The 23,915-nt window shown below is 67.8% G+C and carries 22 protein-coding genes; 2 read left to right on the forward strand and 20 right to left on the reverse strand.

Annotated features, from left to right (window positions below; translation table 11 throughout):
* The first annotated feature begins 25 nt into the window (after window positions 1–25).
* Window positions 26–451: an acyl-CoA thioesterase gene (locus QFZ83_RS24255; RefSeq protein WP_007834091.1), complete on the forward strand. Its 426-nt coding sequence runs from the start codon at window positions 26–28 to the stop codon at window positions 449–451.
* Between the two features lie 15 nt (window positions 452–466).
* On the opposite strand, the gene QFZ83_RS24260 is transcribed toward QFZ83_RS24255, so the two are convergent.
* The 12 genes from QFZ83_RS24260 to QFZ83_RS24315 all read right to left on the reverse strand — a co-directional run bounded on the left by QFZ83_RS24260 (window position 467) and on the right by QFZ83_RS24315 (window position 13,473).
* Window positions 467–1,624 carry an ABC transporter substrate-binding protein gene (locus tag QFZ83_RS24260; protein ID WP_373424100.1) on the reverse strand — a complete coding sequence of 386 codons (1,158 nt, stop codon included), beginning with the start codon at window positions 1,622–1,624 and terminating at the stop codon, window positions 467–469.
* A gap of 146 nt (window positions 1,625–1,770) precedes the next feature.
* The gene (locus tag QFZ83_RS24265) at window positions 1,771–2,535 is read right to left on the reverse strand and encodes an enoyl-CoA hydratase (protein WP_306880499.1); all 765 of its coding nucleotides are present in this window, start codon (window positions 2,533–2,535) and stop codon (window positions 1,771–1,773) included.
* A 46-nt stretch (window positions 2,536–2,581) separates the two neighbouring features.
* The gene (locus QFZ83_RS24270) at window positions 2,582–3,175 is read right to left on the reverse strand and encodes a 2-hydroxychromene-2-carboxylate isomerase (RefSeq protein ID WP_307510717.1); all 594 of its coding nucleotides are present in this window, start codon (window positions 3,173–3,175) and stop codon (window positions 2,582–2,584) included.
* Between the two features lie 29 nt (window positions 3,176–3,204).
* Window positions 3,205–3,954 carry an SDR family oxidoreductase gene (locus QFZ83_RS24275; protein WP_307510718.1) on the reverse strand — a complete coding sequence of 250 codons (750 nt, stop codon included), beginning with the start codon at window positions 3,952–3,954 and terminating at the stop codon, window positions 3,205–3,207.
* Window positions 3,955–3,956: 2 nt separating this feature from the next.
* Complete coding sequence (locus QFZ83_RS24280) at window positions 3,957–4,793, reverse strand: acyl-CoA thioesterase II (RefSeq protein ID WP_307510720.1); 837 nt, start codon at window positions 4,791–4,793, stop codon at window positions 3,957–3,959.
* A 31-nt stretch (window positions 4,794–4,824) separates the two neighbouring features.
* On the reverse strand, window positions 4,825–5,742 hold the full coding sequence (locus tag QFZ83_RS24285) for an alpha/beta fold hydrolase (RefSeq protein ID WP_307510722.1): 918 nt from the start codon (window positions 5,740–5,742) through the stop codon (window positions 4,825–4,827).
* Between the two features lie 156 nt (window positions 5,743–5,898).
* A complete protein-coding gene (locus tag QFZ83_RS24290; protein ID WP_307510724.1) occupies window positions 5,899–7,101 on the reverse strand; it encodes an acetyl-CoA C-acyltransferase in 1,203 nt (400 codons plus the stop codon).
* Between the two features lie 11 nt (window positions 7,102–7,112).
* Window positions 7,113–9,512 (reverse strand): 3-hydroxyacyl-CoA dehydrogenase/enoyl-CoA hydratase family protein, encoded by a 2,400-nt coding sequence (locus QFZ83_RS24295; protein ID WP_307510726.1) that lies wholly within the window; start codon window positions 9,510–9,512, stop codon window positions 7,113–7,115.
* Between the two features lie 39 nt (window positions 9,513–9,551).
* Window positions 9,552–9,986, reverse strand: a complete 435-nt coding sequence (locus QFZ83_RS24300; RefSeq protein WP_307510728.1) for a DUF2147 domain-containing protein — start codon at window positions 9,984–9,986, stop codon at window positions 9,552–9,554.
* A gap of 40 nt (window positions 9,987–10,026) precedes the next feature.
* Entirely contained in the window at window positions 10,027–11,823 is a 1,797-nt protein-coding gene (locus tag QFZ83_RS24305) for an acyl-CoA dehydrogenase C-terminal domain-containing protein (protein WP_307510730.1), read from the reverse strand.
* Window positions 11,824–11,891: 68 nt separating this feature from the next.
* On the reverse strand, window positions 11,892–12,587 hold the full coding sequence (locus QFZ83_RS24310) for a TetR/AcrR family transcriptional regulator (protein WP_307510733.1): 696 nt from the start codon (window positions 12,585–12,587) through the stop codon (window positions 11,892–11,894).
* Window positions 12,588–12,714: 127 nt separating this feature from the next.
* Entirely contained in the window at window positions 12,715–13,473 is a 759-nt protein-coding gene (locus QFZ83_RS24315; protein ID WP_307510735.1) for an SDR family oxidoreductase, read from the reverse strand.
* A gap of 117 nt (window positions 13,474–13,590) precedes the next feature.
* Between QFZ83_RS24315 and QFZ83_RS24320 the strand changes: the two genes are divergently transcribed.
* On the forward strand, window positions 13,591–14,478 hold the full coding sequence (locus QFZ83_RS24320) for a LysR family transcriptional regulator (RefSeq protein WP_307510737.1): 888 nt from the start codon (window positions 13,591–13,593) through the stop codon (window positions 14,476–14,478).
* Between the two features lie 9 nt (window positions 14,479–14,487).
* Here QFZ83_RS24320 and QFZ83_RS24325 read toward each other — a convergent pair whose 3' ends face one another.
* From QFZ83_RS24325 to QFZ83_RS24360, 8 genes are read right to left on the reverse strand one after another with little or no spacing between them, the layout of a single operon-like run.
* The gene (locus tag QFZ83_RS24325; RefSeq protein WP_307510739.1) at window positions 14,488–15,351 is read right to left on the reverse strand and encodes an oxaloacetate decarboxylase; all 864 of its coding nucleotides are present in this window, start codon (window positions 15,349–15,351) and stop codon (window positions 14,488–14,490) included.
* Window positions 15,348–16,760: an FAD-dependent oxidoreductase gene (locus QFZ83_RS24330; RefSeq protein ID WP_307510741.1), complete on the reverse strand. Its 1,413-nt coding sequence runs from the start codon at window positions 16,758–16,760 to the stop codon at window positions 15,348–15,350. Before QFZ83_RS24330 ends, QFZ83_RS24325 begins: the two co-directional genes overlap by 4 nt.
* Complete coding sequence (locus QFZ83_RS24335; RefSeq protein ID WP_307510743.1) at window positions 16,757–17,371, reverse strand: cysteine hydrolase family protein; 615 nt, start codon at window positions 17,369–17,371, stop codon at window positions 16,757–16,759. Before QFZ83_RS24335 ends, QFZ83_RS24330 begins: the two co-directional genes overlap by 4 nt.
* The gene (locus tag QFZ83_RS24340; protein WP_307510745.1) at window positions 17,368–19,422 is read right to left on the reverse strand and encodes a hydantoinase/oxoprolinase family protein; all 2,055 of its coding nucleotides are present in this window, start codon (window positions 19,420–19,422) and stop codon (window positions 17,368–17,370) included. The genes QFZ83_RS24335 and QFZ83_RS24340 overlap by 4 nt, the downstream gene beginning before the upstream one ends.
* Entirely contained in the window at window positions 19,419–21,131 is a 1,713-nt protein-coding gene (locus tag QFZ83_RS24345; RefSeq protein ID WP_307510747.1) for a hydantoinase B/oxoprolinase family protein, read from the reverse strand. The genes QFZ83_RS24340 and QFZ83_RS24345 overlap by 4 nt, the downstream gene beginning before the upstream one ends.
* Window positions 21,124–21,642 (reverse strand): 3-isopropylmalate dehydratase, encoded by a 519-nt coding sequence (locus tag QFZ83_RS24350; protein ID WP_307510749.1) that lies wholly within the window; start codon window positions 21,640–21,642, stop codon window positions 21,124–21,126. The genes QFZ83_RS24345 and QFZ83_RS24350 overlap by 8 nt, the downstream gene beginning before the upstream one ends.
* A complete protein-coding gene (locus tag QFZ83_RS24355; protein WP_307510750.1) occupies window positions 21,639–22,925 on the reverse strand; it encodes a 3-isopropylmalate dehydratase large subunit in 1,287 nt (428 codons plus the stop codon). Before QFZ83_RS24355 ends, QFZ83_RS24350 begins: the two co-directional genes overlap by 4 nt.
* Window positions 22,922–23,878, reverse strand: a complete 957-nt coding sequence (locus QFZ83_RS24360; protein WP_307510751.1) for a tripartite tricarboxylate transporter substrate binding protein — start codon at window positions 23,876–23,878, stop codon at window positions 22,922–22,924. The genes QFZ83_RS24355 and QFZ83_RS24360 overlap by 4 nt, the downstream gene beginning before the upstream one ends.
* Window positions 23,879–23,915: the final 37 nt, after the last annotated feature.

The following is a 23,915-nucleotide window of genomic DNA, read 5'->3' on the forward strand; positions in this document are numbered from 1 at the left end:
TGTTGTTTGTTGCCAGATTGTGCCCATGTCAGATACTTCCAGTGCTGCCGCCGCAGCGACCCTCAAAAGCCTGCCCACCGACATGGAGCTGGTACTCAAGGTCATCCCGATGCCGGCCGACTGCAATGCCAACGGCGACATCTTCGGCGGCTGGGTCATGGCGCAGTGCGACCTGGCCGGCTCGGTGATTCCGGCGCGCTATGCCAAGGGGCGGCAGGCCACGGTGGCGGTCAACGAGTTCATCTTCAAGCAGCCGGTGCGGCTGGGCGACATCCTCTCGTTCTATTCGAAGCTGGTGCGCATCGGGCGCACTTCGGTCACGGTGACGGTAGAGGTGTTCGCCGAGCGCTTCCGGGCGCAGGGCGAGTACATCAAGGTGACGCAGGCGACGTTCACCTATGTGGCGATCGACGACAACGGCCGGCCGCGGGTGATCGAACAGCAGCCGTGAACACTGGCCCCGGGCTCAAACGCCCGGGTCGCGCACGCGCTCGAATCGCTCGAACTCCTGGTTGACCCAGCGCCCCTCGCGCCGCTCGGTGCGGCGGATGTAGACGGTCTGCACGATGTCGCGCGTGTGGGCATCGATCTCGATCGGACCGCGCGGGCTCTCGAACTTCAGGCCGCGGAAGGCATCGACCAGCCGCTCCCCACTGAGGGAGCCGCGCGCCGAGGGCGAGCTCATCGCCGCATCGATGGCCGCAAGCGCATCGTGCGCCGCCACCGCGAAATAGCCCGGCCGCAGGTGGCTGCCGTATTCCGTCTCGAAGACGCCGGCGAAGCGGCGGTTGGCCGGCGATTCATGCGCGAACGAGTAGTGGTGGCTGGTCACGAGCCCGTCGGCCAGTTCGCCGACGCCTTCGAGGTAATGGTCGTCGGTGGCGTCGCCGGTCGCGAGCAGCCGGATGCCGGTGTCGGCCATGCCGCGGTCGCGCCAGAACTTCAGGAACGTCGCGGGCATCTGCCCCGAGGGCAGGAAGAAGAACACCGCCTGGGGCTTCAACTCGCGCAGCCGCAGCATGTAGGCCGAGTAGTCGAGCGTGTTGAGCGGCACCCGCAGCATCGCGCCGACCTGCCCGCCGCCGGCGGTGATGCCCGCGACGAAGGTGCTTTCGGCATCGACGCCCGAGGCGTAGTCAGCCACCACGGTGCAGACGTCGCGCAGCCCCTGCTGCAGCGCCCAGCGCGCGAGCGGCAGCGTGACCTGGGCGATGGTGAACGACAGCCGCACGGCATAAGGGCAGCGCGCCGTGATCCCCGAGGACGCCGCATTCATCACCACCAGCGGCAGCTTCGCCTGCACGGCGACGGTGCCGACGGCGTAGGCGTTGGAGCTGAAGTCCAGGCCGGCGAGCAGATCGACGCGCTCGTTCTCCACGAGCTCCTGCGCATTGCGACGCGCCTGCTCGGGCGCGCTGCCCGGCACGTCGCGGCGCAGCAATTCGACGGGCCGGCCCGCGATCTGCTGGTTGTGCGCGGCCAGCCAGACCGACATGCCCGCATCGAACTGCCGCCCGCCGCCCGCATAAGAACCTGACCAGGAACCGATGACCCCGATGCGCAACGGGCGGACCCGCGCGAGGACCACGGAAGGCGCCGCCAATGTTCCCGCAAGCAAGCCCAAAGTACGCCTGCGCGTGCGGTCGATTGCTACTTTTTCAGTAGCATCAATTGCCCGCTGGCTGGGCGTTTCGGGAGGTCTTGTCTCGAAAACTTGCACGGCAGACAGTGTAAAGGGCCACTGTCTGCGGGCCAACGCGGGAGGAACCCTCAGAGCTTCGAGAAATCGGGCTTGCGCTTCTCCATGAACGCGCCGAAGGCTTCCTTGGCGGCCGGCTCGCGCAGCATGCGGCCGAAGCTCGCGCCCTCTTCGCCCATGCGCTCGAGCACTGCGGGCAGTTGCCCCTTCTTCAGCAGGCGCTTGGTCTCGACCAGCGCGCTCAGCGGCTTGGCCGCGAGCTTGCGGGCCTGCGTTTGCGCGATGCCGTTGGCTTCGGTCGGCGGCACGACGCGGTTGACCAGGCCCACTTCGAGCGCGGCCTCGGCCATGAAGGGCTCGCCCAGCAGCAGCGCTTCGGCTGCGCGGTGATAGCCGAGCATCTGCGGCACCAGCAGGCTCGACGCCGCCTCGGGGCACAGGCCCAGGTTCACGAAGGGCATCGAGAACGCCGCGTTGTCACCGGCATAGACGAGGTCGCAATGGAACAGCATCGTCGTGCCGATGCCCACGGCCGGACCGCAGACCGACGCGACGATGGGCTTCGGAAAGGTCGCGATGCCGCGCAGGAACCGGAACACCGGCGACTCCTGGGTGGCGGGCGGCCCGTTGAGGAAATCGCCGATGTCGTTGCCCGCGCTGAAGATCGTCGGGTCGCCCTGGATCAGCACGCAGCGCACCGCCGCTTCGCTCTCGGCCGTGGCCAGCGCATCGGCCAGCTCGGCGTACATGCTGCTGGTGATCGAGTTCTTCTTGTCGACGCGGTTGAATGTGATGGTCATCACACCGGCTTCGGTGTGGACGAGGATGTCGCTCATGGGAATGGTCCTTGGGTAAAAACGGTTGCTGCTGTCGGCAGTGCGCTCAGGCGTCGAGGGCTTCGCGCACGAAATCGAGGCGGTCCTGCCCCCAGAACATCTGGTCGCCGACGAACATGGTGGGGGCGCCGAACACGCCGCGCTCCACGGCTTCCTGCGTGACGGCCTTAAGGCGGTCCTTCGTCTCCTGCGCGCCGGCCAGTGCGAGCAGGCCCGCAGCGTCGAAGCCTGCATTCTGCAAGACGGCGCCGACCGTCGCCGGGTCGTTGAGGTTCTGCGGCTCGACCCACATCGCGTGGTAGACCGCATCGACGTATGCGCCGAAACGCGCCGGCTCTTTCATCTGCATGCCGGTCGCACCACGCATCAGCAGCAGCGTGTTGATCGGGAAATGCGGGTTGTGCACGAAGGGCACGCCGTAGCGCCTGGCGAAGCGCTTGAGGTCGATGTTCATGTACGGGCCCTTGGGCTTGATCTCCGCGGGCGAATGGTTGCCGGTGGCCTGGAACACGCCACCCAGCAGCATCGGCTTCCACACCAGTTCGGCACCGGTGTCTGCACACACGTGCGGCAATTGCGTGGCGGCCAAATAGGCGGCAGGGCTGCCGAAATCGAAATAGAACTCGACGGTCTTTGTCATGGGCGTCTCCGGGTCTTTTGATTTGTTTGTCAGAACTTCTCGGACCAGGGCCGCAGATCCAACTCGTGCGTCCACGCGTCGCGCGGCTGTGAATGCAGCATCCAGTAGCTGTCTGCGATGTGGTCCGGATTCAGGATGCCGTCGCTCTCTTTCAGCGCATAGCGCTCGGGGAAATTGCTGCGGATGAACTCGGTGTCGATGGCGCCATCGACCACTACATGCGCGACGTGAATGCCTTGCGGTCCCAGCTCGCGCGCCATCGATTGGGCCAGTGCGCGCAGGGCCATCTTCGCGCCCGAGAAGGCGCCGAAGTTCGCGGCACCGCGCAGCGAGGCGGTGGCGCCGGTGAAGATGATCGTGCCGCGATGCCCGCCTGGCGGCACTTCGCGCGCCACCATGCGCTTAGCCACTTCGCGCCCGTTGAGAAAGCCCGAGAAGCACGCCATCTCCCACACCTTGAAGTACTTGCGCGCGGTCTCGGTGAGGATGCTCTCGGGCACGTTGGCGCCGATGTTGAACACCATCACCTCGATCGGGCCGACCGTGGATTCGATCTGCTCGATGAGCGCGACCACTTCTTCTTCCTTGCGCGCATCGCAAGCGAAGGCATGGGCGCGGCCGCCATCGGCCTCGATCTGCGCGACCAGCGGCTGCAGCTTGTCGAGGCTGCGCCGGGTGACGCAAGCGGCGAACCCCTCGCGTGCGAAGCGGCGGGCGATGGCGCCGCCGGTGGCATCGCCAGCTCCGACGATGAGTGCGGCTTTCTGCAGAGCGGCCATTTCTATTCCTTGTAGTAGACGATCTGGTTCGAGGTGGCGAGCAGCACGCCCTTCTCGCTCCACAGATGCGCCGTCTGGTCGAAGAATCCGTTGAAGAACTGCTGCCCCGCCGCGCGGCCCAGCAGGTAGCCCGTGCCGACCTCGGCCAGCTCGGCCGCACCGACATGGAAGTAGGTGGTGATCGACACCGTTCCCGCCGGCACGTGCTTGGCACGGCGCAGCCAAACGCGCGGATAGAACATGTCGCTCATCGCCGCGAGCGATGCGAAGTCGAGCGGCCGCGGTTGCGCGTCGCGCAGCCAGATGCGGGTTTCGCTGTGCTGCAGGCTGCCGTCCCACTTCGCGGGAATGCCACCGCTGAACGGGCGCATCTCGTACTGGTTGATCCACGCCACGCCCGACGGGCCGATGCTCATGCGCTCGACCGTTTCGGGCGCGGGCGCCTCGGGCATCGGCATGTCGCTCTCGCCCCAGGTGTCGCGGCGCGCGGCCGTCACCACGGTGGCGGTGGTGGTCATGTTCGGCGCGCCGCTCGCGCCGGCCTGCGTGATCTGCACGGTCCAGTGCTGCGTCGAGCGGTTGGTGCGCACGGCCGTGGCCTGGATGTCGAACGCGCCGGCTTCGAGCGCGGCCGCGTAGTTGACGGTCAATGCGATCGGCGTGCCGAGCACGTCGGGATGTCGCATCACCGACTGCAGCACCAGGGCTGCGGTAGTGCCGCCGAAAGGGCCGACCATGTTCCAGTAATCGGGGCTGGTCATGCCCGTGAAGTGGCCCACGCGGATGTCGCTGTGATGCAGGGCCAGGGCTTTGTCGAAGGGGTGTTGCGTGCTGCTCATGGTGCTTGCAGTGTGCCTCCGGTGGATGGCGTCACGCAGTCGTGTGCGGGACGTTGGCGTGCTGCACCGCCGCAGGCGCGGCAGGTGCGGTAAGGGCGGCCAGCCGGTGCAGCTTGTCGACCATGCCCGGCCACAGGCTCTGGCTGAACTGCTCGCGGAAGAAGCCGAAGTGGCCGATGCGCCGCGCCTGCACATCCGCCGGCGCGATGCGCTCGACCGCACTCGGGGCGCCCGCATAGAAGCTCACCAGGCTCTCGGTGCCGGCGAGCGTCATCAATTCATCGTCGGTGATCGACAGCGCAAGCACCGGGAAGCGCACGCGCCCGTAGCTTCGCACCGCCGATTCGCCTTCCGCGCCGAGGCTGTAGCGCGGGTGCAGGCACCAGCGCCGCCATTGCAGGATCACGCCGCGCGGCAGGTCGCCCACCTTCTTCAACTTGCGGCCTGGGAAGTAGCCGCACAGCCGCGTGACCAGCGGCACGAGCACGAACCAGAAGTAGAGGATGCTGCGCCGAAGCTTCGGCGCGTTCTCGCGCCAGTAGCCGCTGCCGGCCGCGATGCTCACGAGGCCCGCGACTTGCTCGGGGCGTTGCAGAAAGCCCGGCAGTTGCGCGCCGAGGCTGTGACCCAGCAGATAGAGCGGTTCATCGGGCAGCGCAGCCTTGGCAGTGTCGATCACCGCTTCGTAGTCGCGCGCCCAGTCGAACAGGTCGGCCTTGAAACCGCGCAGCGGCGCGTTGCCGCGCGAGTCGCCAGAGCCCCGGTAGTCGAAGGTCCAGACGCGCAAGCCTTGGCCGGCGAGCCACTGTGCGAAGGGTTCGTAGAACGACTGGCGCACACCCATCGCACCACCGATCACGATGCTGGCGCGCGGTGCGCCGGCGGGCTCGTAGCGGCGCACCGCCAGTTGCTGGGCGCCACCATCGACCGGGAGTTGTTGCGCTTGCATGCGTTTGCCTCTTTCTTCGTTGATCCACCACCGGCCTTCGGCGTAGCGAGCGGGATGAGATGCAAGGCGCGGGTGGCGGGAAACCGGAGCGATCTGAAGGTCGTGAGGATTTCCCGACGGGCCCCGCAACGCCGCAGACCGCCCGCGCAGCAGCCGCTAGACGCGTTCGAAGATGCCTGCGGCGCCTTGCCCCATGCCCACGCACATCGTGACCATGCCGTACTTCAGGTTCTCGCGGCGCAGCGCGTGCACCACGGTCGCCGCGCGGATCGCGCCGGTCGCGCCGAGCGGATGGCCCAGTGCAATCGCACCGCCCATCGGATTCACCTTCGACGGATCGAGCCCCAGCGTGTTGATCACCGCAAGCGATTGCGCGGCGAAGGCTTCGTTGAGTTCGAACCAGTCGATGTCCTCGTGCTTCAGGCCCGCATAGCGCAACGCGGCCGGAATGGCCTCGATCGGGCCGATGCCCATGATGTGCGGCGGCACGCCCTTGCTCGCGAAGCTCACGAAGCGTGCGAGCGGCGTGAGGCCGTATTGTTTGACCGCCTTTTCGCTTGCGAGGATCAGCGCACCCGCGCCGTCGGAGGTCTGCGAGCTGTTGCCGGCCGTCACGGTGCCGCGCGCGGCGAACACGGTGCGCAGCTTGGCGAGGCCTTCGAGGCTGGTGTCGGGGCGCGCGCCTTCATCGAGGCTCACCGTGCGGGTCTTGGCAATCGATTCGCCAGTTTCCAGATCGGGCGAGCGGTCGGTCACTTCGATGGGCGTGATCTCGTCGGCGAACTTGCCGGCCTTCTGCGCGGCCAGTGCCTTCTGGTGCGAGGCCAGTGCGAACTCGTCTTGCGCCTCGCGGCTCACCTTCCACTGCTGGGCGACCTTCTCGGCCGTGAGGCCCATGCCGTAGGCGATGCCCACGTCGCCTTCGCGCTCGAAGATCGAAGGCGACAGTGAGGGCGAATTGCCCATCATCGGCACCATGCTCATGCTTTCGACGCCGGCCGCGATCATCACGTCCGCCTCGCCGACGCGAATGCGGTCGGCAGCCATCTGCACCGCGGAGAGACCCGAGGCGCAGAAGCGGTTGACGGTGATGCCGCCGATGCTGGTCGGCAGGCCCGCGAGCACCGCGCCGATGCGCGCGACGTTCAAGCCCTGCTGCGATTCAGGAATCGCGCAGCCGCAGATGATGTCTTCGATGGCCTTGGGGTCGAGGCCCGGCACGGCGGCGAGCGCCGCCTTCAGCGTGGTCGCGAGCAGATCGTCGGGACGGTAGTTGCGGAAATAGCCGCGGTGCGACTTGCCGATGGGCGTGCGGGTGGCGGAGACGATGTAGGCGTCTTGTACTTGCTTGCTGCTCATGAAATCTGTCCTTAGTTGCGCACGGGCTTGCCGGTGCTGAGCATGCCCATGATGCGTTCCTGCGTCTTGGGGTGCACGATGAGCGAGCAGAACGCCTTGCGCTCCAGCGTCATCAGGTATTCCTCGGTCACGAGCGAACCCGCGTCCACGTCGCCGCCCGTGACCACGTTCGCGATCAGGCTGGCGATGTGGAAGTCGTGCGCGCTGATGAAGCCGCCGTCGCGCATGTTCACCAGTTGGCCCTTGATCGTCGCGGCGCCGCTGCGGCCCGCCACGCGGAAGGTGCGGCGCAGCGGTGCGCGGTAGCCGGCGTCGGCCATGGCCTTGGCCTGCTGCAGCGCCACGTAGAGCAGTTCGTCCTTGTTCGGCACGATCACATCGCTGTCGAGCAGATAGCCGAGCTTCTTCGAATCGAGCGCGCCCGTGCCGACCTTCGCCATCGCCGCGGCGGTGAAGCCTTCGGTGAGGAAGGGCAGGAGATCGGTGCCCGTGGAAGCCGATGCGTTCTCGGCCGCACGGCGTGCGATGTAGGTCAGGCCGCCCGCGCCGGGGATCAGGCCCACGCCCACTTCGACCAGGCCGATGTAGCTTTCCATCGCGGCCACGCGCTTGGCCGAGTACACGGCCAGTTCGCAACCGCCGCCCAGCGCCATGCCGCGCACGGCCGAGACAACCGGCACGCTCGCGTAGCGGATCTTGAGCATCACGTTCTGCAGCTCTTCTTCCGCGCCTTCGACCGCGCCGATGCCCGCGACCACGAAGGCCGGCAGCATCGCCTGCAGGTCGGCGCCGACCGAGAACATCTCGTCGGGCGACCAGATCACCAGGCCCTTGTATTCAGCCTCGGCCAAGTCGACCGCGGTGCCCAGCGCCTCGGCCACATCGGGGCTGATGGCGTGCATCTTCGAATGGATGCTCGCGATGAGCACTTCGCCGTCGAGCGTCCACACGCGCACGTCGCCTTCGTCGCTGATCGTCGTGCCGGCCGTGTTGGCATCGGCTGCGTTCGCGCCGAGCACGCTCTCGGGGAACAGCTGGCGGTCGTGCACCGGGAGCTTGCGTTGCGGAACGAACTGGCCCTGCGATGCGCTCCACGAGCCTTCGGGCGTGTGCACGCCACCGGCCTTGGCGACGGCGCCTTCGAACACCCACTTGGGCAGCGGCACGGTGCTCAGCGCCTTGCCGGCGTCGATGTCTTCCTGGATCCACTTGGCGACCTGCGCCCAGCCGGCTTCCTGCCAGAGTTCGAACGGGCCCTGCTTCATGCCGAAGCCCCAGCGCATCGCGAAGTCGATGTCGCGCGCGCTCTCGGCGATGTCGGCCAGGTGCACCGCGGCGTAGTGGAAACCGTCGCGCAGGATCGCCCAGAGGAACTGGCCCTGCGGCCCTTCGCTCTCGCGCAAGAGCTTCAGGCGCTCGCCCGCAGGCTTCTTGAGCATGCGGCCGTACACCTCGTCGGCCTTCGCACCGGCGGGCACGTATTCGCCGCTCTGGAGGTCGAAACGCAGGATGTCGCGGCCGACCTTCTTGAAGAAGCCGGCCTTGGTCTTCTGGCCCAGGTTGCCCAGCTCCAACAGCTTGGCGAGCACCGGCGGGGTCGCGAAGTTCGCATAGAAAGGATCGCTCTCGGCATTCAGGTTGTCCTGCAGCGTCTTCACGACGTGGGCCATCGTGTCCAGGCCCACCACGTCGGCGGTGCGGAAGGTGCCCGAGCTCGCGCGGCCCAGCTTCTTGCCGGTGAGGTCGTCCACCACGTCGGGCGTCAAACCGAACTTCTCGACTTCCTTCAGCGTGGCCAGCATGCCGGCGATGCCAACGCGGTTGGCGATGAAGTTGGGCGTGTCGTGCGCGCGCACCACGCCCTTGCCGAGCGTGCTGGTGACGAAGGCCTCGAGGTCATCGAGCACCTGCGGCTGCGTGGTGGGCGTGTTGATCAGCTCCACCAGGAACATGTAGCGCGGCGGGTTGAAGAAGTGAATGCCGCAGAAGCGCGGCTTCAGCGCTTCAGGCAAGGCCTCGCTCAGCTTGGTGATCGAGAGGCCCGAGGTGTTCGAGGCCAGGATCGAATGCTTGGCCACGTGCGGCGCGATCTTCCTGTAGAGATCCAGCTTCCAGTCCATGCGTTCGGCAATGGCTTCGATGATGAGGTCGCACTCGCCGAGCTTGGCGAGGTCGTCGTCGTAGTTGGCCTGTTCGATCAGGCCCGCATCGGCCACGTCGCCGAGTGGCGCGGGCTTGAGCTTCTTGAGGTTGTCGATGGCGCGCGTGACGATGCCGTTCTTCGGGCCTTCTTTCGCGGTCAGGTCGAACAGCACGACGGGCACGCGCACGTTGACGAGGTGGGCCGCAATCTGCGCGCCCATCACGCCGGCGCCGAGCACGGCGACCTTCTTCACTTGAAATCGGGACATGTTGCTTGGTATTTCTTCGGTTGAAAACGCACGGCAGGTTTACTGCGCGCGGGTCCAGGTTTGGGTGCGCCAGAACGGGCCCAAGTAGCCGCGCACTTCGAGCTTCTTGCCGCCGTCGATGGGCGTGAAACTCGCGCGGTATTCCTTGCCGTTCTCGGGGTCGAGGATCTTGCCGCCTTCCCAGACGTCCTTGCCCTCGGCCTTCTTGCCGCCGCGGATGATCTCCAGGCCCGTGATGGGCTTGCCCTTGCGGTCGTCGCTGCATTCGTCGCAGGTCGCATCGGGCTTGGTGTCTTTCTTCAGCGACTTCTCGATGCGGCCGCTCAGCGCGCCGTTGGTCTCGGCGATGCGAATCTCGGCCTTGACCTCGCCGGTCTTGTCGTCGGCGTTGCGCCAGAGGCCCACCGGGGTGCTCTGTGCCATGGCCGTGAAAGAAGTAGCGGCAAGGACGATGGCTGCAAGTGTCGTTTTCATGAGCGGCTCCCGGTTTGGACGATGAAGAAAGACAGTGACCTTAGGCAAGCGCTGCGTCGGTGTCCATCAGCACCTTGCTGCCGGCACGCGCGGTGCGCATCAGCGTCGCGGTCTCGGGGAACAGCTTGGCGAAGTAGAAGCGCGCGGTCTGCAGCTTGGCCACGTAGAACGGATCGGTGTTGCCGGCGGCGATTTCGCGCAGCGCCACCTGCGCCATGCGGGCGAACAGGTAGCCGAACACGAAGTGGCCTGCCACGCGGAGGTAATCCACCGCGGCGGCGCCGACTTCGTCGGGGTTCTGGAAGCCCTTGAAGCCGATCTCGGTCGTGAACTTGGTGAGCTGGTCGCCCAGCATCGCGATCGGGTTGATGAACTCGGCCATCTTCTCGTTCACGCCCTCTTCTTCCACCAGCCTCGCAACGAGCTTGCCGAACTTCTTGAGCGATGCGCCGTTGTTGCCCAGCACCTTGCGGCCCAAGAGGTCCAGCGACTGGATCGTGTTGGTGCCCTCGTAGATCATGTTGATGCGGTTGTCGCGCACGAACTGCTCCATGCCCCATTCCTTGATGAAGCCGTGGCCGCCGAAGACCTGCATGCACGAGTTGGTCGCGATGTGGCCGTTGTCGGTGATGAAGGCCTTGACGATGGGCGTGAGCAGCGCGACCAGTTCGCCCGAGTCCTTGCGCACCTTTTCATCGGGATGGTTGTGCTCCTTGTCGAGCAGCAGCGTGCAGAAGATCTGCAGCGCGCGGCCGCCTTCGGCATACGCCTTGGCGGTGAGCAGCATCTTGCGCACGTCGGGGTGCACGATGATGGGGTCGGCTTCCTTGTCCTTGGCCTTCACGCCCGAGAGCGAGCGCATCTGGATGCGGTCCTTGGCGTAGGCCAATGCGTTTTGATAAGCCACTTCGGTGAGGCCGAGCGACTGGTTGCCCACGCCCAGGCGCGCGGCGTTCATCATCACGAACATCGCGGCCAGGCCCTTGTTGGGCTCGCCCACCAGCGTACCGGTGGCGCCTTCGATCACGATCTGTGCGGTGGCGTTGCCGTGAATGCCCATCTTGTGCTCGAGGCCGGCGCAGAAGATCGGGTTGCGCTCGCCGAGCGAACCGTCGGCCTTCACCTTGAACTTCGGCACCACGAACAGGCTGATGCCCTTGCTGCCCTTGGGCGCATCCGGCAGGCGGGCCAGCACCAGGTGAATGATGTTGTCCGTCATGTCGTGCTCGCCGGCCGAGATGAAGATCTTGCTGCCGGTGATGCGGTGGGTGCCGTCGGGCTGCGGCTCGGCCTTGGTGCGCAGGAGGCCCAGGTCGGTGCCGCAATGCGGCTCGGTCAGGCACATGGTGCCGGTCCACTCGCCGCTCGTGAGCTTGGGCAGGTAGGTCTTCTTCTGTTCTTCCGTGCCGTGCGCCTTGAGCGCTTCGTACGCGCCGTGCGAGAGGCCGGGGTACATGGTCCAGGCCTGGTTGGCGCTGTTGAGCATCTCGAACAGGCACTGGTTCACCACGAACGGCAGGCCCTGGCCGCCGAAGGCCGGGTCGCACGAGAGCGCCGGCCATCCGCCTTCGACGTACTTGGCGTAGGCGTCCTTGAAGCCCTTGGGCGTCTTGACTTCGTGCGTGGTCTTGTCGAGCACGCAGCCTTCTTCGTCACCGCTGATGTTCAGCGGGAAGGTCACCTCGGCGGCGAACTTGCCGGCCTCTTCGATCACCGCATTGATGGTGTCGGCATCGGTTTCGGCATGGGCCGGGAGTGCCTTGAGTTCTTCGGCGACGTTGAGCACTTCGTGCAGCACGAACTGCATGTCGCGCACGGGTGGGTTGTAAGTAGGCATCCGGGACTCTCCTGGTCGAAGCTAGATAGAAAGAAGAAAAAGGGGAAAACGAAAACGGTGCCGCGCGCTCAGCGCACGGGCTTGAGGCGCCGGCCGGCGGGCGCTGGTACGGCTGCGGCCGGGTCTGCCGGCGCTTCGGGCGTGGCGCTGCGCGCCAGGATGTTGTTGAAGCCGACGGTGGCGCGGCCGATGGAGCCGGGCACCTGCAGGAAGCGGGCTTCGTAGTGCAGCGCGAGGATGAGGCCGTGGATTTCGAACGCGACCTGGCGTTCGTCGGCATCGGCGCGCAGATGGCCTTCGGACTGCGACTGCACGATGGCGCGCAGCACCGCGGCCTGCCAGATGCTGACCGATTCGACCAGCGCATCGCGCACGGGGCCGGGACGGTCGTCGAATTCGGAAGCGCCACTGATATAGATGCAGCCCGAGTCGATCTCGGTCGAGGTGCGCTTCATCCAGTTGGCGAACATGGCGCGAAGGCGCGGGAGGCCGCGCGGCGCCGAGAGCGCAGGAAAGAACACCTCCTGCTCGAAACGTGCGTGATACTCGCGCACCACCGAGATCTGCAGTTCCTCGCGCGAACCGAAGTGGGCGAAGACGCCCGACTTGCTCATCTTGGTGATTTCGGCCACGGCGCCGATCGACAGGCCTTCGAGCCCGATCTGCGCCGCCAATGCCAGCGCGGCATCAACGATCACGGCCTTGGTCTGCTGGCCTTTCTGGGCGGCGCGGGCCGGCTTGGCGGGAACGGCATTGACAGACATCGTGAAAGCTCCGAATAAAACGAACGGTCGTTCTATTTTGCGGGAGCTTTGCACTTTTGGCCGCAAATGACCTTCTATTCCAGAAGGTTAAATGATGCGAAGCGGGGCCGCACGGGCCCCGCCCCGATCAGAAGTCCTGCGACACCGGCCGCACGACCACTTCATTGATGTCCACGTTCGCCGGCTGTTCCACCGCATAGACCACCGCGCGGGCGATCGCGTCAGCCGGGATCTGGTTCGCGTCGTAGAACGCCTTCACGCCGGCCGCGGCATCGGCATCGGTGCTGCCGAACTTCAGTTCCGACTCGACCGCGCCGGGCGACACGATCGTGACGCGCACGCCCGAGTTGCCCACTTCGACGCGCAAGCCCTCGGAGATGGCGCGCACCGCATGCTTGGTCGCGCTGTAGACCGTGCCGATCGGCGTGAACACCTTGATGCCCGCGATCGACGCGACGTTCAGGATGTGCCCGCTGCCCTGCGCCTGCATGCGCGGCAGCACCGCGGCAATGCCGTAGAGCACGCCCTTGATGTTGACGTCGATGGTGCGGTCCCACTCGTCGACTTTGAGCTTCTCGAGCGGCGACAGCGGCATCACGCCCGCGTTGTTGACCAGCACGTCGATGCGGCCGAAGGTTTCGACCGTCGCGGCGGCGAGCTTTTCCAGGTCGGCGCGCTTGGACACGTCGGTGGCGATGGCAACGGCTTCGCCGCCAGCCTCGCGAATCTCGGCGACCACCTTGTCGAGCCGGTCGGTGCGGCGTGCCGCGAGCACCACCTTGGCGCCGCGTGCGGCGAGGTGGCGGGCCATGGATTCGCCGATGCCGCTGCTCGCACCGGTGACGATGGCGACCTTGCCTTGGATGTTGTCTTGAACGGATGTCATGGGAAATTCCTTTCGGGTGTGTTGAAGAAGTGCATGCAGTGTGGAAAATCCACGCGTTCCAGTAAATGAAACTCTGGCGACTTCAGAATTCCACATCCGGGAACAAGGCAACACACCATGTCCAACCGTCTCGAAGCCCTGCGCGTGTTCTTCACCGCCGCCGATGCCGCCAACTTCCGCGAGGCGGCCGTGCGGCTGTCCGTGTCGCCGCAGGTGGTGACGCGCGCGGTGCGCGAGCTCGAAGAAGAACTGGGCGAGCCGCTCTTTCACCGCAGCACGCGCGGCGTGCAGCTCACCGATTTCGGCCGGCAGCTCGCGCAGCGCGCGCGCGCCGCGGTGGGCGGTGTCGACGCGCTGTTCCACCGCACCGACCGGCGCGCGCTGTCGCAGCACGCGGGCACGGTGCGCGTGACCGCGCCCAACGTGTTCGGCCGCCGGCTGATTCCGCAGGTGCTGGCGCCGATGCTGGCCGAACATCCCGGCCTGGTGCTCGACCTGAGGCTGTCGGAGACCCATGCCGACGTGGTAGACGAGCAGATCGACATCGGTGTGCGCGCGGGTCCGATCCGCGATGCCCGCTTCGTCGCGCGCACCGTCGGCAAGATGCGCCTCTACGTGGTGGCGACGCCCGCACTCATCGAGCGCACGGGCATTCCGAAAAGCCTCGATGCGCTGCCCGGCTTTCCGCTCACCGCGCTGATGGACCGCAGCTCGGGCCGCCCGTGGTCGTGGTTCTTCAGCAAGGGGCGGCAGATGCCGGTCGCCGCGCCGGCCTTCGTCACCGACGACGTCGATGCCGAGTGCGCCGCGGTGCGCGCGGGCCTGGGCTTCGGCCAGCTCGTGGGCCCGCTGGCCGAGCCGCTGCTGCAATCGGGCGAGCTGGTGGCGGTGCTCGAGGCCGAAGCGCCCGAGCCTTGGCCGATCCATGTCTACCGCTCGCAGCGCGCGCCGGTTCCGGCGCGAGTGCGGCTGGTCTACGACGCGCTGGTGAGCGCGCTGCGCTGAAGCGCGCGTTCAGTCGTACTTCTGCCCGGTGCGCATCAGCTCGGGCGTGCCGATCACCTCGTTGAGCGCATCGAAGTCCAGCATCTGCCCGCGCCACGGCTGCGTGGTGCGGTGCTGGTGCAGGCTCGCGTAGTAGCCCTGCAGCGTGTGCACCACCGCACGCGCCGTGCCGCCCGGAAAGATCGCGATGCGAAAGCCGTGCTTCTGCAGCGCATCCGCATCCTGGATCGGCGTCTTGCCGCCTTCGACCATGTTGGCCAGCAGCGGCACGCGGTCGCCGAAGCGCTGGCAAGCGGCATCCATCTGCTCGGGCGAGCGCAGCGCCTCGATGAAGAGCGCATCCACGCCGCAAGCGAGGTACGCCTCCGCGCGGTCGAGTGCGGCGTCGAGTCCTTCGACCGCCACGGCGTCGGTGCGCGCGAGGATCAGCGTGTCGCTCGATGCGCGCGCGTCCAGCGCGGCCTTGAGCTTGCCGACCATCTCGCGCTCGGGCACCACGGCCTTGCCATCGAGGTGGCCGCAGCGCTTGGGAAAGGTCTGGTCTTCGATCTGCACCATCGCCGCGCCCGCGCGCTCGAAGCCGCGCACGGTGCGCTGGGTGTTGAGCGCGTTGCCGAAGCCGGTGTCGGCATCGACGATCACCGGCAGGCTCACCCGCTCGGTGATGCGCGCGAGCGTGTCGGCCACCTCGGTGAAGGTGGTGAGTCCGATGTCGGAGCGGCCCAACCGCGTGTAGGCGATCGAGGCGCCCGAGAGGTACAGCGCCTCGAAGCCGGCCTGCTCGGCCACCAGGGCGCTGAGCGCGTCGTACACGCCCGGCGCAAGCACGATGTCGTTGCGTGCGAGCCGGGTCTTGAAGGAAGGGTTCGTCATGGGGACGCTTTCGTCGAATGGATCAATGCGGCAGCGGTGTGCGCCGCGATGTAGCCGCCGGCCACGGCACTCAGCAGGCCGTTGCCGGAGAGATAGCCCCACACCGCATCGCCCGACACGCCGCCCGCCGCGCCACCGGCTGCGAGCAGGTTGGCGAAGGGCGTGCCGTCGTGGCGCAGCACGCGCATGTCGGGCGCGGTGTCGAGGCCGCCTTGGGTGTGGAAGAGCGCGCCCGTCACCTTCACTGCGAAGTACGGGGCGTCGAGTCCGCGTGTGAACGCGCGGCCGTCGGGCCGGGTGCTGTTGCGCATGGCGTCCAGCGTGCCTTGCAGCACAGCGGGTTCGCAGCCGATGCAGTCCGCGAGCGCCTCCACCGATTCGCAGCGACGCAAGGCGCCCGCCGCTTCGGCATCGCAGAAATCGGGAAATCCCCGCGCCAGCGCGAGCAGCGGCGCATCGAACACATTCCATGCAATGCCACCCGGCTGCGCGAGCACATGCACCGCGGCTTCAGAGTAACCCTCTGTCTCGTCATGAAAGCGCCGGCCTTCGCAATTGATTTGCACCCCGCCTTCCATCATCACGGCCCACGACATCAGCGCCCCTTGCGGCGTGACCCACGAGCCGTGGCCCTGGTAGCCGCCGAGGTCGCGCAGCCGCGCGCCCAGCGATTCGCCCCAGAGGATCGCGCTGCCGTCGTTGCCGGTGTGGCCGCCGAAGGTGGCCTCGGCCATCTCGGGCAGCAGCGTGCGAACCATCTGCGCGTTGCCGCCAAAGCCGTTGCAGGCGAGTAGCAGTGCGTCGCAGGCCAGTGTCTCGCGGCTGCCGTCGGGCCGGGTGTAGTCGATGCCGATCACGCGGTCCTCGGCATCGAGCACCAGCGTGTCGACCAGTGCCTGCGTCAGCACCGGAATGCCCGCGGCCTCGACGGCCGATTGCAGCGCGGCCATCAGCGACGCCCCGGTCTTCTGCGGCAGCGCGTGCATGCGATGCACGCTGTGCCCCGGATAGAGAAAGCCATCGAGCAGCATCCACTGCAAGCCGTGCCGCTCCTGCAACACATCGAGCGCCGGACCGATGGAGTCGGCATAGGCCTCGACCAGCGCAGGCGCCGCGCGCCCGTGCGCCTTGGCCTGGATGTCGGCGGCGAAGCACTCGGCGCTGTCGTCTTGCACGCCGTGCGCGCGCTGCGTGCGGGTGCCTGGCGCGGGAATGAAGCCGGAGGACAGCGCGGTCGATCCGCTCGGCAGCGCATCGCGCTCCAGCACTACGCACTCCACGCCCGCATCCGCCAGCATCAGCGCGGCCGTGAGCCCGCAGGCGCCGCCGCCGACGATGGCCACCGGCACATGCGCGTCGGCCTCGACCTCCGCCGCGCGGCGGATGAGGCGCGAGGGATTGCCAGTCATGCGAGCGATGCAGTGAAGCCCGCGCAGTCCGTCACCTCGGCCACGTTGCGCATGTCGGCCAGCGAGGTCTGGTGGCGCTCTTCGCCGAAGGCCGCGCAGCCGTCGGCGAGCACCAGCGTGCGGTAGTCGCGCATGTGTGCATCGCGCACCGTGCTCGCGACGCCACCGTTGGTGACGATGCCGCAGACCGCGATCGTGTCGATGCCTGCGCGGCGCAGCACCCAATCGAGCTGCGTGTTGAAGAAGGCTGAATACGCGACCTTGCTCACCGTCACGTCGACAAGCCCGGTCAGCGCATCGACGTTCGCCTGGCCCCAGCTGCCGGGCGCGAAGTCGCCCTTCTTCAGGTACGGGCGCAGCGCCTTCAGGTGCGGCGAAACCATCGGTTCGCCGGCCGCATCGGGCCACAGCGTGAACTGGCTCGCGACCACGAGACCACCGGCAGCCTTGAGCGCGCGCGCCACATCGGCCACGCGCGTCGGCAGCAGCAGCGCCGGCGGGTTGGTGTCGCCGCCGCGCGCATAGGCGCCGTTCGCGTCGAGAAAATCGTTCTGCAGGTCGATGACGACCAGCGCCGTCTTCGCTGCAATAGGTTTCGTCGCTTCGCTCATGACAGCCTCACCAGCAGATTGCCGTGCGCATCGACCTCGGCGTGGAAACCGGGTTCGAGCCACACAGTTGTATCGGCCTGTTCCAGGATCGCGGGCCCTTCGATGCGCGCAGCCACCGGCAGCTCGAGCCGCGCATAGCGCACGGCCTCGTGCCACTGGCCGTGGTGGAACACGCGCTGCGTGCCCAGCGGCGCGGTGCTGCCCTCTCCTTCGGGCGCAAGCACCTTCAGGTCGAACTTGGGCCGCACGCCGATGCGCGCGTAGCGCAGGTTCATCACGCGGATCGGAATGCCTTCGAGCACGCGACCGAAGGCGGCGGTATAGCTGGCTTCGAACGCGGCGCGGATCGATGCGGCCGTGAGCGGCGCCTTGCCCGCATCGGCGAGCACCACGGGCAGCGTGTGCGTCTGGCCCGCGTAGAGCATGTCGAGCGCGATCACCTCGCGCACTTCGTCGAAGCGCACGCCCGAGGAGTCGAGGCGCTGCTGGCAGCTCGCCGCCAGCTCGTCGATGCGGCGCTGCACGTCGGCCACGTCGAGTTCGGTCAGCGGCTTGTTGAGCGTCTGCACCGCGTCGTGGCGCATGTCGGCGATCACGCAGCCCAGGGCCGACGTCACACCGGGGTAGCGCGGCACGATGCCCGTGGCAACGCCCACCTCACGCATCATGGCGCACACATGCAGCGCGCCGCCACCGCCGAAGGGCATGTAGGCGAAGCGGCGCGGGTCGTGGCCGCGCTCGATGGAAACGAGGCGAATGGCACCCGCCATGCGCGCATTGGCCACCGTGAGAATCGCTTCGGCCGCCGCGTGCACATCGAGGCCCAGTGGGCGTGCAACGTGCTCCTCGATGGCTTGGCGCGACTTCTCCGCATCGAGCGCCGCGAGCAAACCACCGCCGAGCGGACGGTCCGCCGCGATGCGCCCCAGCAGCACGTTCGCATCGGTCACCGTCGGCCGCATGTTGCCGCGTCCGTAGCACGCCGGGCCCGGCACGCTGCCGGCCGACTCGGGGCCCACCTGCAGCATGCCGCTCGCATCCACCGATGCGATGGAGCCGCCGCCCGCGCCAATGGTCTCGATCTGGATCATCGGCGAGCGGATCACCATGCCGAACTCGATGGCGGTCTGCGCGGCCAGTGCGGCCTCGCCGTTCGCCACCAGCGACACGTCGAACGAAGTGCCGCCCATGTCGCCGGTGATCGCGTTCGGAAAACCCGCCGCGCGCGCGATGGCCGCGCAGGCGATCACGCCGGCCGCCGGGCCCGAGAGCGCCGTGCGCACCGGCAAGTCGCTCGCGGTCTGGCGCGACATCACGCCGCCGTTGCTCTGCACCACCAGCAGTTCGCCGGCGAAGCCCTGGCCGCGCAGGTCGGATTCGAGCCGGCCGAGGTAGCTGCCCACCACCGGCTGCAGCGCGGCGTTGAGCGTGGCGGTCGAGCAGCGTTCGAACTCGCGGATCTCGGGCAGCACTTCGCTGGCCGACGTGACGTGTGGGTTGGGCCAGAGCTCGCGCACCGCCGCGACGGCGAGGCGCTCGTTCTCGGGGTTCGCGTAGGTGTTGATGAAGAACACGCACACCGCTTCGCAACCGGCTTCGAGCAGCGAGCGCGCTTCGGCACGCACCTGTTCCAGATCGACCGCGGTGTGCAGCGTGCCATCGGCCAGCACGCGCTCGTCCACCTCGCGGCGCAGGTCGCGCGGCACCACGGGCGTGAAGCTGCCGCGCAGGCCCCAGGTCTCGGGGCGGTCGCGGCGGCGCATCTCCAGCACGTCGCGGAAACCGCGCGTGGTGATGATGCCGGTGCGCGCCACCTTGCGCTCCAGCAATGCGTTGGTGCCGACCGTGGTGCCATGCACGATGGTGGCAATGTCGGCGGCCGAATCGGCCACGCGCGCCACGCCGTTCATGAAGCCGCGCGCTTCCTCGCCGCGCGTGGAGGGCACCTTGACGATGCGCGCCATGCCGTTCGCCTCGTCGAGCACGAAGAGGTCGGTGAAGGTGCCGCCGACATCGACGCCGACGACAAGGGATTTACCGGAGGAAGTCATTCGGACGCTTTCTTCTTGCTGCTGTCGGTCGTCACATAGCCCATTGCGCTGTCGGCTTCGCGCTGCGACCCCGGCCGCTCGACCGCATGCCCCCAGCCGCCGCCGCCTGGCGTTTCGAGCCGCACGCGTTCGCCGCGCGCCAACTGGATGCCGCGCATCTTCGACACCATGGGCGGCGTATGCCACGTGCCTTCGTTCTCGTAGCTGAACCGGTTGACCGCGCCCTCGCCCCCGCCTGCGATGCCCTTGGGCGGCGAGGTGCCGCGCTCGCCGAAGACGAACACCTCGGCGTCTTTCTCCAGCAGTTCGATTTCGTAGACCGCGCCCAGGCCGCCGCGGTGCCGGCCGTCGCCGCCCGAATCGGCGCGCAGCGACCATTCGGTGAAGCGCACGGGGTACGCGGCTTCGAGGATCTCGAGCGGCGGAATCGTCGCGGTCGAGATCGGCGCATTGCCGTGCGAAAGCCCGTCGCCGCCCGAGTGACCGCCATGGCCGCCGCCGAAGAAGCTGAACATCACCCAGCGCTGGCCTTCGCGGCCCTTGTCGCTGCGGTGGCCCGCGATCGACAGCGCGTTGATGGTGCCGTAGGCCTGTGCGACCGCGCGCATCGGGTCGGCCTGCGCCGCGGCGCTGAAGATCACGTCGATCATGCGCAGGATCGTCTCGGTGTAGCCACCGACCGGGCGCGGGCGCTCGCAGCTGATCACCAGCTTGTCGGGAATGTTGAAGTCCACGGCGTCGAGTACGCCGGCATTGGCCGGTACATCGGGGAACAGGTGCTTGAGCGCGACGTAGCAGGCCGCCACCGCGGTGGCGCGTGAGATGTTCACCGGCCCCGCGCATTGCGGCGAGGTGCGCGAGAAGTCGAGCAGCAGCCGGTCGCCGGCCACCGTCATGTCGAGCGCGATGGTGAGCGGCTCGTTCGTGATGCCGTCGTTGTCGAGCACGTCCTCGAAGCTGTAGCGCCCGTCGGGCAGCGAGGCGATGTGCGAGCGCATCAGGCGCAGCGCGCGGCCGCGCAACTCGCCCAGCGCGTTCAAAACGAGGTCGTCGCCGTACTCGTCGAGCAGGCCGTTCAGCCGTTTCTCGCCGAGCTCCAGCGCCGCGAGTTGGCCGTTCAGGTCGCCCCACAGGCTGTCGGGCAGGCGCGTGTTGGCCTGCAGGATGGCGAGCACGTCCGCATCGAGCACGCCATCGCGCACGATGCGCACTGGCGGAATCTGCACCGCCTCCTGCCAGCACTCGGTGGCGGCCGGGTTGTAGTTGCCGGGCACCGCGCCGCCCACGTCGTGCCAGTGCGCGGCCGAGGCCATATAGCAATAGAGCTCGCCGTTGCGAAAGAAAGGCTTGACCAGCTTGAAGTCGTTGGCGTGCGTGCCGCCGTCGTAGGCATCGTTGCTGATCCAGATGTCGCCGTCCTTCATGCCGCCGCGCGGCTCGGCCGCCTTGGCGGTGGCGCGCACCGCGAAGGCCATGGCGCCGACGAACACCGGCAGGCCCGATTTGCCCTGCACCAGCGTGTCGCCGCTCACCGCGTCGTACAGGCCGTGGCAGGCGTCGTGCGCCTCGGCAATGATGGGATTGAACGCACTGCGGTAGAGCGTGGCGTCCATCTCGTCGGCCACCTGCTCGAGGCGGCCGCGCAGCACGGCGAGCGTGACGGGGTCGATCGCTGCCGCGGTCGCTGCGAAAGAAGAAGGGTCAGACATTGCTTGCTTTCTGGGAGGCCGGGGAGCCGCCACGCTGGCGTAACTGGTTCATCAATCCGCCGGCGCGGACCATGTCCATGAGAAATCCGGGCACGGGCTCGCAGGCCAGCCGCGCACCGCGAGGCGAGACGACTGCGGGCACCGTCGTGTCGAGGGCGATGCGGTCGCCCTCGTTCAGCGTCCCGGCCTCGGCACAGGTCAGCACCAGCAGGCCGAGGTTGAAGGCGTTGCGGAAGTACAGGCCGCTGTACGAAGGCGCGATCACTGCCGCCACGCCGAGTTGCACGAGCACCGCCGCCGCCTGCTCGCGCGAAGAGCCGATGCCGAAGTTGGGGCCGGCCACGATCACGTCACCCGGTTGAACTTCGCTCGCGAACTCGGGGCGCACGGCTTCGAGGCAGTGCCTGGCGATGATGTCGATGCCATGTTTCATCGCGTGGCCTGGCGCGAGCGCGTCGGTGTCGATGTCGGCGCCCAGGCGCCACACCCGGTGCAAGGTCTGCCCGTTCATGCGAGCACCTCGCGCGGGTCGGTCACGCAGCCGCGCAATGCAGCCGCCGCCACCGTGTAGGGCGAACCCAGGTAGACCTGCGCAGTCGGCGAGCCCATGCGGCCCTTGAAGTTGCGCGCGGTGGTCGAGATGACGGTGACGTCGTCGCCCATCGGATCGCCGTAGCCGGAGCACGCGCCGCACGCGGTGGGGAACAGCTCGGCGCCGGCGTCCATCAGCACTTGCAGAACGCCCTCCTCGCGCGCCGCTTCCTGGTCGCGGATGCTGGCGGGTGCCACGATGAGGCGGATGCCGCTCGCCACCTTGTGCCCGCGCAGAACCTGCGCGGCGGCGCGCAGGTCGTCGAGCTTGGCGCCGGTGCAGGCGCCGATGTAGGCCACGTCGACATGCGTGCCCACGTATCGGCTCACGCCGTGCGCATTGGCCGGGCTGTGGGGCGCGGCGACATACGGTTCGAGCGTGGAGGCCTCGAAGCGATGGTCGGTGAGCACGGCGTCTTCGTCGGTGAACCAGGGCGCCATGTCCACGGGCGGCGCGCCGGCGCCGGCCAGGAATTCGGCGGTGGTCGCGTCGGGTCCGATCAACCCGGCCTGCGCGCCCAGCTCGGCGCTCATGTTCGAGAGCGTCATGCGCTCCTGCATCGAGAGCGCAGCCACCGCCGGCCCCGCGAACTCGACCGCCTGGTAGCGCCCGCCGTTCATGCCGAAGCGGCCGATCATGTGCAGCATCATGTCCTTGGCGGTCACACCCGCGGGCAGCGCGCCGTCCCACCACATGCGGATGGTCTCGGGAACGCGCAGCCAGATCTCGCCGGTGACCATCACGCCCAGCATCTCGGTGCTGCCGATGCCGAACATGTAGGCGCCGAACGCACCGCCCGTAGGCGAGTGCGAATCGCCGCCCACGCACAGCATCCCGGGGCGGATGTGGCCGTGCTGCGGCACCACCACGTGGCAGATGCCCTGGCTGTCGTACACGTGCGGCAATTGCTGGTCGTGCGCCCAGTCGCGCGCGATGCGCACGATGCGGCGCGAATCGTCGTCGCGCTCGGGCACGTAATGGTCCATGACCAGCACCACGCGCGAGCGGTCCCAGATCTGCGCGCCGAGCTCCTCGAGCATGGGCTTCAAGCGCCGCGGCCCCGAGGAGTCGTGGAACATCGCCAGGTCGACGCCGCAAGTCACGATCTCGCCCACCGACACCCGCTCGCGTCCGCTCGCGCGTGCGATGAGCTTCTGCGCCAGCGTCTGGGCCGGCGCACGGGTTGGAGCCATCGATGTCATTCGGGCTTGGCTCCCGAGAACTTGACGACCTTGGCCCATCGCGTGATCTCGCTCTGCACGAAGGCGGAGAACTGCTCGGTCGAATTGCCGACCGGGATCGCGCCTTCGGTTTCGAGGCGCTGGCGCATGTCGGCCTGTTGCAGCGCATGGCGCGCGGCATCGCCGATCTGCTTGACGCGATCGGCGGGCATGTGCGCGGGTCCGAAGAGGCCGAACCATGCGCTCGATTCGTAACCCGGCAGCGCCTCGGCAATCGCCGGCACGTTGGGGAAAGCCGGCAGCCGCTTGGCCGTGGTCACGCCCAGCGCCTTGAGCTTGCCGGCCTGGATGTGCGCCTTGACGTTGCCCACGGCCGCGAACATCAGCTGCACCTGGCCGGCGAGCACGTCCTGCACGGCGGGCGAAGTGCCCTTGTAGGGAATGTTCACGATGTCCACGCCCGACTGCATCTTGAAGGCCTCGCCCGCCATGTGCAGCGAGGAGCCCACCGCGCCGATCGCGAAGTTCAGTTGCCCCGGCTTGGCCTTGGCGAGCGCGATGAGTTCGCGCACGTCCTTGGCGGGCAGCGACGGGTGCGCCACGAGGATCGAGGGCGACGTCGCCACGCAGGTGAGCGCGGTGAAGTCCTTCACCGGATCGAAGGGCAGCGCCGGGTAGAGCGTGGCGTTGATCGCGTGGCTGGTGAAGCTCATCAGCAACGTGTTGCCGTCGGGGGCCGCCTTGGCGACCGCATCGGCGGCGATGTTGCCGCCCGCGCCGGGCCGGTTCTCGACGATGACCGTGCGGCCGAGCGCCGGGCCCATGCTCACGGCGAGCGAGCGCGCGAGCGTGTCGGTCGAGCCGCCGGCGGGCGCGCCCACGAGGATGCGCACCGGCGCGTTGCCGATCTGCGCGAAGGCGCCGCCGGCCCATGCCGCGGCCAGCGACGAGAGGAGGATGTCGCGTCTTTTCATGTGTTGTGTCTCCGGGGGAATCGTGGGTTTTCGCGTG

This window comes from Variovorax sp. W1I1, assembly GCF_030815625.1.
Taxonomy (GTDB): Bacteria; Pseudomonadota; Gammaproteobacteria; order Burkholderiales; family Burkholderiaceae_C; genus Variovorax; species Variovorax paradoxus_C.

Coding starts and splice junctions, on each gene's coding strand:
- QFZ83_RS24310 (WP_307510733.1), bottom strand. CDS start 12,587: ATGTCTGTCAATGCCGTTCCCGCCAAGCCGGCCCGCGCCGCCCAGAAA.
- QFZ83_RS24285 (WP_307510722.1), bottom strand. CDS start 5,742: ATGCAAGCGCAACAACTCCCGGTCGATGGTGGCGCCCAGCAACTGGCG.
- QFZ83_RS24345 (WP_307510747.1), bottom strand. CDS start 21,131: ATGTCTGACCCTTCTTCTTTCGCAGCGACCGCGGCAGCGATCGACCCC.
- QFZ83_RS24280 (WP_307510720.1), bottom strand. CDS start 4,793: ATGAGCAGCACGCAACACCCCTTCGACAAAGCCCTGGCCCTGCATCAC.
- QFZ83_RS24340 (WP_307510745.1), bottom strand. CDS start 19,422: ATGACTTCCTCCGGTAAATCCCTTGTCGTCGGCGTCGATGTCGGCGGC.
- QFZ83_RS24325 (WP_307510739.1), bottom strand. CDS start 15,351: ATGACGAACCCTTCCTTCAAGACCCGGCTCGCACGCAACGACATCGTG.
- QFZ83_RS24330 (WP_307510741.1), bottom strand. CDS start 16,760: ATGACTGGCAATCCCTCGCGCCTCATCCGCCGCGCGGCGGAGGTCGAG.
- QFZ83_RS24295 (WP_307510726.1), bottom strand. CDS start 9,512: ATGTCCCGATTTCAAGTGAAGAAGGTCGCCGTGCTCGGCGCCGGCGTG.
- QFZ83_RS24355 (WP_307510750.1), bottom strand. CDS start 22,925: ATGACATCGATGGCTCCAACCCGTGCGCCGGCCCAGACGCTGGCGCAG.
- QFZ83_RS24290 (WP_307510724.1), bottom strand. CDS start 7,101: ATGAGCAGCAAGCAAGTACAAGACGCCTACATCGTCTCCGCCACCCGC.
- QFZ83_RS24315 (WP_307510735.1), bottom strand. CDS start 13,473: ATGACATCCGTTCAAGACAACATCCAAGGCAAGGTCGCCATCGTCACC.
- QFZ83_RS24300 (WP_307510728.1), bottom strand. CDS start 9,986: ATGAAAACGACACTTGCAGCCATCGTCCTTGCCGCTACTTCTTTCACG.
- QFZ83_RS24350 (WP_307510749.1), bottom strand. CDS start 21,642: ATGAACGGGCAGACCTTGCACCGGGTGTGGCGCCTGGGCGCCGACATC.
- QFZ83_RS24320 (WP_307510737.1), top strand. CDS start 13,591: ATGTCCAACCGTCTCGAAGCCCTGCGCGTGTTCTTCACCGCCGCCGAT.
- QFZ83_RS24255 (WP_007834091.1), top strand. CDS start 26: ATGTCAGATACTTCCAGTGCTGCCGCCGCAGCGACCCTCAAAAGCCTG.
- QFZ83_RS24270 (WP_307510717.1), bottom strand. CDS start 3,175: ATGACAAAGACCGTCGAGTTCTATTTCGATTTCGGCAGCCCTGCCGCC.
- QFZ83_RS24335 (WP_307510743.1), bottom strand. CDS start 17,371: ATGAGCGAAGCGACGAAACCTATTGCAGCGAAGACGGCGCTGGTCGTC.
- QFZ83_RS24275 (WP_307510718.1), bottom strand. CDS start 3,954: ATGGCCGCTCTGCAGAAAGCCGCACTCATCGTCGGAGCTGGCGATGCC.
- QFZ83_RS24360 (WP_307510751.1), bottom strand. CDS start 23,878: ATGAAAAGACGCGACATCCTCCTCTCGTCGCTGGCCGCGGCATGGGCC.
- QFZ83_RS24305 (WP_307510730.1), bottom strand. CDS start 11,823: ATGCCTACTTACAACCCACCCGTGCGCGACATGCAGTTCGTGCTGCAC.
- QFZ83_RS24265 (WP_306880499.1), bottom strand. CDS start 2,535: ATGAGCGACATCCTCGTCCACACCGAAGCCGGTGTGATGACCATCACA.